The following is a 9,415-nucleotide window of genomic DNA, read 5'->3' on the forward strand; positions in this document are numbered from 1 at the left end:
GACTTTTACAAGCCTAAAAACAATCTAAGCTCTGTGGATTAAAAGTTGGAATCCAAATTAAGATTCCAACTTTTATAATGCGCGTAATTTTGCGATCTCATCGCGCAATCTTGCGGCTTCTTCAAACTCTAACTTTTTAGCAGCTTCTTGCATTTGCTTGCTTAACTCTTTTACAAGTTTTTCTCTCTCACTCTTTGGCATTTTTTCTTTGCTTGCCTTTTTTGCTTTTTCATAAAGCATTCCTAAGTCTTGATTTTTTAAATCTTCATCTAATTTTCTTGAAACGCTTTGTGGCGTAATATTGTGCGCTTTATTATAGGCTTCTTGTTTGGCTCTACGATAATCTGTAATCTCCATAGCTTTTTGCATTGAAGGTGTAATTTTAGAAGCAAAAAGCAACACGCGTCCATTGACATTTCTAGCAGCACGCCCCATTGTTTGAATCAAACTTGTTTCACTTCTTAAAAACCCTTCTTTATCTGCATCTAAAATTGCGACTAAGGACACTTCAGGCAAATCTAAACCTTCGCGCAAAAGATTAATCCCAACTAAAATATCAAATTCTCCAGCCCTTAATGCACGAATAATCTGATTACGCTCAATCGCATCAATATCAGAATGCATATAACGCACTCTTAAGCCCAAATCATTGTAATACTTTGTTAGCTCTTCTGCCATTTTTTTAGTTAGCGCAGTTACAAGCACTCTCTCCCCTCTTGCAATAACTTCCTTTGCTCTATCATAAAGAATCGTAACTTGCCTATCTACTTCTAACACCTCATATAAAGGATCTAGCAAACCTGTTGGGCGAATTAACTGCTCTGCTGTGTGTTTTTGACTTAAATCCAGCTCTTTTTGTGCAGGTGTTGCGGAGACAAAAAGAAAATGTGGGGCTTTGACAATAAATTCTTCATATTTTAACGGACGATTATCTAAGGCACTAGGCAAGCGGAATCCATATTCTACAAGCACTTCCTTGCGACTTCTATCGCCTGCATACATTCCCCCAAATTGTGGCAAACTCACATGACTTTCATCAACAATCAACAAATAAGGCTGCTGTTTTTGCGCAAAATAATCCAATAAAGAATATGGTGTCTCTCCGGGCTTTTTACCTGTTAAATGTCGCGCATAATTTTCAATCCCTTTGCAAATGCCTGTTGCTTGGATCATTTCTAAATCAAATTCTGTGCGAGATTTTAGTCGTTCATATTCTACCATTTTGCCCTGTTCTTTAAAAAATTTTAAGCGCAAATGCAGTTCTTCTTCAATACTTTTAACCGCTTGTTTTAGTCTATCTGCTCCCACAATAAAAGGATTTGCCGCATAAAGCACAAAAGATTCCAGCTTTTTTAAAGGTTTTCTCTCTATGGAATCTAAAAGTGTGATAGATTCCAACTCATCACCAAAAAACTCTAAACGCACAATTTCTTCTTCACTATATGCTGGAAAAATATCAATCACTTCTCCATTAACTCTAAAATCCCCCCGATCAAAAAAACTATCATTGCGCTTATATCCCATATCCACAAGGCGTAGTAACAAAGATTTTTGATGATACTCTTGTGTAACTTCAAATTTTTCAATCATCTCTAAATATTCTTTTGGATTGCCTAAACCATAGTTTGCAGAAACACTTGCTACAACAATACTATCATCATAAGCAAGCAAAGAAGTTGTTGCACTCAAACGCAATCGCTCTAGCTCATCATTAATGCTAGAATCCTTTTCAATAAACAAATCTTGTCTTGGGATATAAGCTTCTGGCTGATAATAATCAAAGTGAGAGATAAAATATTCAATATGATTTTTTGGAAAAAAACCTTTAAACTCACTATAAAGCTGTGCTGCAAGGGTTTTATTGTGTGTCATAATTAAAGTTGGCATTTGCAATTCTTGTATGATATGCGCCATTGAAAAGGTTTTTCCACTGCCTGTAACACCAATTAGCGTTTGGTATTGACTGCCTTTTTTAATAAAAGAACTAAGTGTTTTAATGGCTTCTGGCTGATCTCCAGATGGCTTAAATTTAGAGTGCAGGGCGAACATTGTTTTGACCTAATTGTAAAGTTTGCAAATGCGTATTTTATCTTTCTTTTGATAAAATTAGGATTCTAACAAAATTTTATACCCACAATCTAAATAAAGGAATATTATGGTTCAAATTACAGGGCTTGGAATGCAATATGCCACAAAAAAACTCTTTGAAAATGTGAATTTAAAACTTGATAAAGGCAAGCGTTATGGGCTAATTGGTGCAAATGGAGCAGGAAAATCTACTTTTTTAAAAATTCTAAGTGGAGAGATAGAGCATACAAGTGGCGATATTGCTTTTGATCCAAACGCACGCTTAGGAGTGCTTGGGCAAAATCAATTTGCTTTTGAAGATTTTAGCATTAAAGACTGCGTGCTTTATGGAAACAAACGCCTTTATGACGCCATAAAAGAAAAAGAAATGCTTTATAATGCAGGAGATTTTAGCGATTCTGTCAATGAGCGTTTAGGAGAATTAGAAATGATTTGTGCTGAAGAAGATCCAACCTATGAATACGATGTGCAAATTGAAAAAATTTTAGAAGATTTAGGATTCCCTGCAAATCTCCACGAAAATTTAATGCAAACTTTAACCGGTGGCGATAAATTCAAAGTTTTGCTAGCACAAGTTCTTTTTCCAAAACCTGATATTTTATTTTTAGATGAGCCAACAAACAACCTAGATTTAAAAACAATTAGCTACCTTGAAGAACAACTAAAGCGACACGAGGGCACACTTGTAGTTATCAGCCACGATAGACACTTTTTAAATAGCGTCTGCACGCATATTTTAGATTTAGATTTTAAAAGCGTGCGTGAGTTTAGCGGAAACTATGACGATTGGTATATTGCTTCTACTTTAATCGCAAAACAACAAGAAATGGAGAGAAACAAAAAGCTCAAAGAAAAAGAAGAATTAGAATCCTTTATTGCGCGTTTCTCTGCAAACGCAAGCAAAGCAAAACAAGCCACTTCACGCCAAAAACAATTAGAAAAGCTTGATATTAAAACCCTTGAAGTCTCAAGTCGTCGTGATCCTAGTATTGTTTTTAAAGCAAATCGCACAATTGGCAATGAAGCACTAAATATTGAAAATCTTAGCTTTAGCTATGGGGATTTATGCGTCTTAAAAAACCTTAATCTAACAATTTTGCCCGGCGATAAAATCGCACTAATTGGTCGTAATGGAATCGGAAAAACAACATTTTGCGAACTTATTTGCGAGAATCTAAAGCCAGCAAGTGGGAACATAAAATGGGGTGCAACAATAGAGCGAGGCTATTTTCCACAAAACACAACCGAACAAATCAAAGGAGAAGAAACGCTCTATGAATGGCTAAGGGGATTTGATAAGAAAAAGGAAGCTGGAGAGATTAGAAATGCACTTGGGAGAATGCTTTTTAATGGAGAAGAGCAAGAAAAAAGCATTAATGCTCTAAGCGGGGGAGAAAAACATCGTATGATGTTAAGTAAATTAATGCTAGAAGGTGGCAACTTCTTAGTGCTTGATGAACCCACAAATCATTTAGACCTAGAAGCAATTATCGCACTTGGAGAAGCCTTATATAAATATAGTGGCAATGTGATTTGCATTAGCCACGATAGGGAGTTAATTGACGCGTATGCAAATCGCATTATTGAGTTTAAAGAAAACAATGAAATTGTAGATTTTCGTGGCAGTTATGAAGAATATTTAGAATCGCAAAATTTATAGCGATTCTACTCTACCACATTACACAAAACCCCAATCCCCTCTATCTCACAGCGCACTTCATCGCCACTTTTTAAAAACTTTGGCGGTGTAAATCCCATACCAACACCACTTGGTGTCCCCATTGAGAGAATGCTCCCAGCTTGCAATTTGCAATAAGAAGATAGCTCACTAATCGCGCTTGCCACATCACAAATCATTAAAGAAGTATGAGAGTTTTGTCTAAGCTCTCCATTGACATAGCTTTTAATGCTTAGATTTTGTGGTTCTAAAGAATCCGCACTCACAATACAAGGTCCCATAGGCAAACTGCCCTCTAAACTCTTTCCAGCATACCATTGCTTGTGCTTTTGCTGTAAATCACGCGCAGAAATATCATTAATAATCGTATAACCAAAAACATATTCTAATGCCTTATGCTTTGGCACTTTATACGCATCGCGTCCAAGAATCACACCAAGCTCTACTTCATAATCCAACTTACTTGTTAGGTCTGTATGAGACGGAATCTTCGCATTTGTAGCAACTGCCGCATTAACGCGCTTGCTAAAATACACGGCATTTTCTCTTGTTTCATCTAGTGTTTCATTTTTGAAGCGTGCAGATTCTTTAGCGTGTTCTAAATAATTAATCCCAAGGCAAATCACATCTTGTTTAGGATAAGGGATTGGAGCAAGCAACTTCACACAATCTAGCGTGCATAAAGGCTTATATTTACTAACTTGCTTTAGGGATTCTAACATCTCTTGTGTGTGATGAGTAATAAAAACATTCATATCTGTATAAATATATGGAATCTCACTTTTAAAAGCAGTGCTAAAAGGATAGATGGAATCCTTTTTTAAAACGCCAAGCTGCATAGTCTTGCTTGATGGATGTAAAAATGTAATCAAATGCATAAGAATCCTTGTTGTAATTTTAAAAGGATTCTAACATAAATTATCTATTGGTTACTTTTTCATAAGCCTTTCTTTGCCTCTCTTGCCACAGCACTACGCCTTTGATACACTCCTTTTGCACAACTTTGATGAAAGATTCCATAAAGTCAAAATTGATGTTATTAGAATCTAAAACAGGCAGTAAAACACGCATTTCACTAGCAATTTTTCTATTAAACTTATTACCAAAGTCAAATCTCCCAAAACTCACTTTTCTAAATACGCTTACAAAATACAGCAGGGAATAGCGATTCCATTTATCTTTATGCACCAAAGGATAAAGTCCTTGAATATGTGAGTATCCTACAAAATCTCTAGGCTGATAGAAAATACTATCTGAAGTAGTCGTATCACTATAAGTTATCATATTGCCTTTTTCTGTTGGCTCTAGTCCCACATAGGCACTCACGCCATTATTAAGACTAGAGTTTGTTACCACAGGCACATCGCCCTTTGTCTCAAATAAAGTCGCATTTGTCATTTTATATGCCTTAGTTGGCTTTATCTTAAACAACTCCCCAATTCTAAATTCTTTCCACCTAAGATTTTGAGGCACTTCACTATAACAAGGCTCAAGGCGGCTAACATCTTGCATTTTAAGCTCTTTGCAAAATGCTTCATATTCATTAAGGGCAAAGCTTACCCCCCCCCGCTAATAACGGCATCATAAGCTTTTAGCTTATTTTCCCAAAATACATAAAGCGTTTTAATATGCTCTTTTTCAATGCCTTTAATAAAAGATTCCATAAAATCAAAATTGATAGAGTGATTTTGTTTGTCATCTTGATGTGAAATACCTTTTTGAATTTCTGCATTACTAGACACTTCATCTAAAGACTCAGTGGCTTTAGTATGACAAGATAAAATAGGCAATAATACACGCACATTTTTCAAAATATCAACATTAAAAGAGCTGCTTCCCCAACTAAAGTTAGCAAAAGCTTTTTTCATTGTAGAAATAAGAAAGTTTGCCTTATATCTATCTAAATCCCCCATTTTAAAGGTAAAAATTTTAATTTTATCTCCTGTAAAATAAGGGCTTGTTTGATAAAAAATTGTAGCAGTATCTTGTCCAAAACTTATGGTATTTGCATCATTTAAAAAAGCTTCATCTTCATCAATATATCCACGAATTCCATTGTTAGAATCTCCCCTTGCCACATAAGGATATTTTCCATTAAATTGAATTGCATTGGCATTAAATTTTCTCTTAGGTGTGCTTATCTTAAACAAATCGCCGATTTTAAACTCTCTCCACTCTATACCATTTTTTGCGCTGATGGTTTCTAACTCTTTTTGTGCTAAAGTGCTTAAAGCAGAATTTGCAAAGCTCTCCCAAGAAGCTTTAAGCCTAGAATCTTGCCCAACCTCAAGCGGCACTTCGTGTGGCGTGCCGCTTACTCTCTCTCTCTCTCTCTCGTTTGGCACGCTTAGATTCTCAAAGGCTTTTAGAGCTTCTTTTTCTTTTTGCGTTAGAGTGTAGTCATTTAAGCCTGTTACCTTAAGATAGGCTTCAAGTTCTTGAAGACGCTCGGCTTCAAGTTCTTGAAGACGCTCGGCTTCAAGTGTCTTGATGTAGGATTCCATATAGTCAAAGGCTATTTGGTAGTTGTTAGATTCTATGTTTATTTTGTCATTTTCTAAAGAAGCTTTGCTTTGAGCGTTAGCGAAAAATCTAGATTCTGTATTGCTAGATACTTCGCCTAAAGGCTCAGTATGACAAGCGGTGGGCAAAACGGGCAGGGGGATATAATGCTTCTCAAGACTACCGATTCTATATTGTTTGCCATAGCCATATTTGGGCTTATCTTTTCCAATAATGGTGCTTATAAATCTTAAATGGTATTGATTCATTTGCTTTTTGGCTGTCAAAACCAAAATATTATCATCACAACAAAAGGGCTTAATATGCACAAAAGAGTTGCAAAACATATCAATAGTTATGGCGTTACTAAATATCTTTTGTTCTTCATTGCTTATAAATTCTTTAACGCCTTGATTAAACTCACCTGCGGTTAAAAGTGGGATATTACCTGCTATTCTATGCCCTTTTGTTAGTCTTGTGCCTCTTTCATAATCAAATAATTGAGTAATTTTAAACTCTCTCCACTCGCCCCCGTTTTGCTTGAAGTCTTTTTCAAGCTTTGCTAAACGAGGGCTAAGGGCGTTTCCCTCCAGCCCACCTTGCATAGAATTTTGATTTTTCAGCACATTGCTTACTTCCCACGCGAGATACTCACTCACGCATTTTTTAAAGTCCGCCAAAGTGGGCGTTGTGTCTATCTTTTTATGTTGGTCAAAGTTCCAGTCCGCTCCACTATCACTAATGAAATCTTCTACATACACTTCGTTTAAGTTAATGGGCTTTTCATACACGCTATTATCAAGCTTGGCATTTAAGCCTTGCTTGTAGATTTTAAGAATATCTATGTAGCGTTGTATTGGATTATCCACTTCTTGTAAGGCTTTTTCTGTGCGTTTGTAGCCGTCATTTCTAAAGTCTATAAATTTCACTGGCTTTTCAAAATCGTGCGGGACTTTTGCTTCAAAGATATAAATGCTTGTTTGCACACCTGCCATAGGCACAAATAAATCCATAGGCATTTTAATACTCGCTTTTAGCGTATGATGTTTTAGAATATCTTGGTTTGTATCTTTAGCCTTGCCACTGCCTGCACTATCTTGGATAATGATAGCTCCTAATGCGTGGCGTGGCATATTATCAAGCCCCTGTTTGATGAAGGGCATACCATTTTCTTTATAACTAAAGGGCGGATTTAATAGGATTCTATCAGCTTTAAATTCTTTTAACTCTAAGGCGACTTGGAAGCTATCATTTTGTATGATTTTACTAGAGCCATCACCGCGTAAAATCATATTTGTAGTAGCTAGAGCAAACATATCGGTATTTTCTTCCACGCCTAAAAGTTGGCTTTGCTTTATGGTAGCGATTTTTTCATTTTTACTTTTGGCGTTTTGATTGGGGGCGTTTCTAGCAAAATCTATCATCAAATCCATAGCCGCGATAAGAAATCCAGCCGAGCCTGTGGCTAAATCCATAACCTTAGAATCTGCATTAATCTCTAAAATCTGCACCATCATTTTAGTTACATACGATGGGGTAAGCACTATGCCCATTTTGCCATCAGTCATTGCATATTTTAGAAACTCATTATATAGCTCACCCATTACATCGTAAAACTTGCTATTTTTATTAAGAATGTTGATTTCTTTATAAATGTTTTCATAAATATAAGTAAAAATCTGCTTATTCACGCTAGATTCTTCTTTTAAAAGTTTTTCTACAAGCTTGTGCTTTTGCTTTTTCTTATCTCTTAGAGCATTGATAGAAATGCGCGTAAAAGCATTTATCATTAGCTTTACTTTCTCTTGGTCTAAATCCCTTTGACGCAAAAACTCATCAATGTGATTTTTTATCTTCACACTATCGCGGTAATTCTCGTCATCTTGACTTGTCAAATCATCTGGAATCAAGCCTTTTTTAAGCACATTTCCCGCTTTGTTTTTAATATCTTGCTGTGAAAGCAAACAAGCGGCAACATATAATGCCCTTTCGTGTGTGGAAATGGAATTGTCATTCATAAGCTTATTAAGATTTTTAGCGTGTTTTGTAATGAGAGTGCGTTTTTCAAGGAGGAATTTATGCTTTTGCTCATCGTTTAAAATAATATCTTCATAAAATTCAGCAAAGCTATCTTTGTTTTCTAAAAATAAAAAATCGCCTTTTTTCGCTTGTATGTAGGTGTTTTCATCATAGATATAAAGAATCTTAACAGCAACCTTTTGTTCGCTATCTCCAGCCACGCCAATGGCAATAACTTCTTTATATTTTTTGCTTTTAATAAGATGTTTTGCATAGTGTAAAGCACCATTGATTGCGTAGTTTTGTATAGATGTTTGACTAAGGCTTATTTTGTGATTTTCTTTGTTTTCTAGCATTAATAAACCTAGCTTACACTCTATCACAACAGGTAAATCATAGCATTCACATACAAAATCAGGTATCCCTGTGCCGCTTTGCTTTTTAGTCTTACTCGCACCTTTTAGGGCGTCTTTTAGATAAGCACTTGCATCCTTTTCTAAGACATCTTTGCCTAGCTTTAAGCCCATAGACTTTAGCTTCTCTCTTACCCATTCATCAACTTGCACTTCCTTTTTCCATTCTGTCATTTGCTTCCCTTTATATTTCAAATTACGATTTATTTTTGTGATTCCTATTTTAAATTAACTCCTTGCACAATTATAGCCTTTATCTTCTCATAATCCCATAAAACAAGGACTTCCTTCACCAACTTCCACTAAAATACCATTCACTCACAAAAATATTCTTTTATTCATAATCACAAAAAAATAATACCACATTATTTAAAGCATTAAAAAGTTGTTTTTTCAGGCTCTACTTTAGAAGTTGTCATATATTGCTCCTTTTTACTATTTTCAATAGGACTATTTAAGAAATTATATTTTTACCTTTTAATGCTTTTTAAAGATTGATTTTAGCTTTATCTTTATTTATTTTTTCTATTTAAAATCAAAGTGCTTCGTTTTTAAATGGAAAAAACTTTGATTTAAAGGCGTTTTAACATTATCAACACTTGTGATTCTAGAGCTTAAATTAAGAAATGAATCTTTAAATTGACTCACAAATCTTTAAACAACACCAAACAACTTTATTTTAAATTTAAACAAAGATAAAAATTGTATTTATAGC

At 35.2% G+C, this 9,415-nt stretch carries 5 protein-coding genes and 1 pseudogene; 1 reads left to right on the forward strand and 5 read right to left on the reverse strand.

What is annotated here, in order from left to right; translation table 11 throughout:
- Positions 1-72 precede the first annotated feature (72 nt).
- Complete coding sequence (gene uvrB / locus Q0358_RS01260; RefSeq protein WP_299546187.1) at positions 73-2,049, reverse strand: excinuclease ABC subunit UvrB; 1,977 nt, start codon at positions 2,047-2,049, stop codon at positions 73-75.
- A 106-nt stretch (positions 2,050-2,155) separates the two neighbouring features.
- On the opposite strand from uvrB, the gene Q0358_RS01265 reads away from it, so the two are divergent.
- The gene (locus Q0358_RS01265; protein ID WP_299546189.1) at positions 2,156-3,748 is read left to right on the forward strand and encodes an ABC-F family ATP-binding cassette domain-containing protein; all 1,593 of its coding nucleotides are present in this window, start codon (positions 2,156-2,158) and stop codon (positions 3,746-3,748) included.
- Between the two features lie 5 nt (positions 3,749-3,753).
- Here the strand turns inward: Q0358_RS01265 and Q0358_RS01270 are convergent, their stop codons facing one another.
- From Q0358_RS01270 to Q0358_RS08415, 4 genes and pseudogenes are all read right to left on the reverse strand, one after another.
- Positions 3,754-4,644 carry a fumarylacetoacetate hydrolase family protein gene (locus Q0358_RS01270; protein ID WP_299546191.1) on the reverse strand — a complete coding sequence of 297 codons (891 nt, stop codon included), beginning with the start codon at positions 4,642-4,644 and terminating at the stop codon, positions 3,754-3,756.
- 40 nt (positions 4,645-4,684) lie between these two features.
- The gene (locus tag Q0358_RS01275) at positions 4,685-5,278 is read right to left on the reverse strand and encodes a restriction endonuclease subunit S (protein ID WP_299546193.1); all 594 of its coding nucleotides are present in this window, start codon (positions 5,276-5,278) and stop codon (positions 4,685-4,687) included.
- Between the two features lie 44 nt (positions 5,279-5,322).
- Positions 5,323-6,873: a restriction endonuclease subunit S gene (locus tag Q0358_RS08410; RefSeq protein WP_366120808.1), complete on the reverse strand. Its 1,551-nt coding sequence runs from the start codon at positions 6,871-6,873 to the stop codon at positions 5,323-5,325.
- A pseudogene (locus Q0358_RS08415) lies at positions 6,868-8,874 on the reverse strand (N-6 DNA methylase); the annotation flags it as partial. The pseudogene Q0358_RS08415 and the gene Q0358_RS08410, both read right to left, overlap by 6 nt.
- Positions 8,875-9,415 lie beyond the last annotated feature (541 nt).

The sequence above is a fragment of the uncultured Helicobacter sp. genome (assembly GCF_937893305.1).
Taxonomy (GTDB): domain Bacteria; phylum Campylobacterota; class Campylobacteria; order Campylobacterales; family Helicobacteraceae; genus Helicobacter_D.

Excerpts from the sequence above, each read along its gene's own strand:
- uvrB (WP_299546187.1), bottom strand. The coding sequence starts at position 2,049 with ATGTTCGCCCTGCACTCTAAATTTAAGCCATCTGGAGATCAGCCAGAA.
- Q0358_RS01265 (WP_299546189.1), top strand. The coding sequence starts at position 2,156 with ATGGTTCAAATTACAGGGCTTGGAATGCAATATGCCACAAAAAAACTC.
- Q0358_RS01270 (WP_299546191.1), bottom strand. The coding sequence starts at position 4,644 with ATGCATTTGATTACATTTTTACATCCATCAAGCAAGACTATGCAGCTT.
- Q0358_RS01275 (WP_299546193.1), bottom strand. The coding sequence starts at position 5,278 with ATGCAAGATGTTAGCCGCCTTGAGCCTTGTTATAGTGAAGTGCCTCAA.
- Q0358_RS08410 (WP_366120808.1), bottom strand. The coding sequence starts at position 6,873 with ATGCAAGGTGGGCTGGAGGGAAACGCCCTTAGCCCTCGTTTAGCAAAG.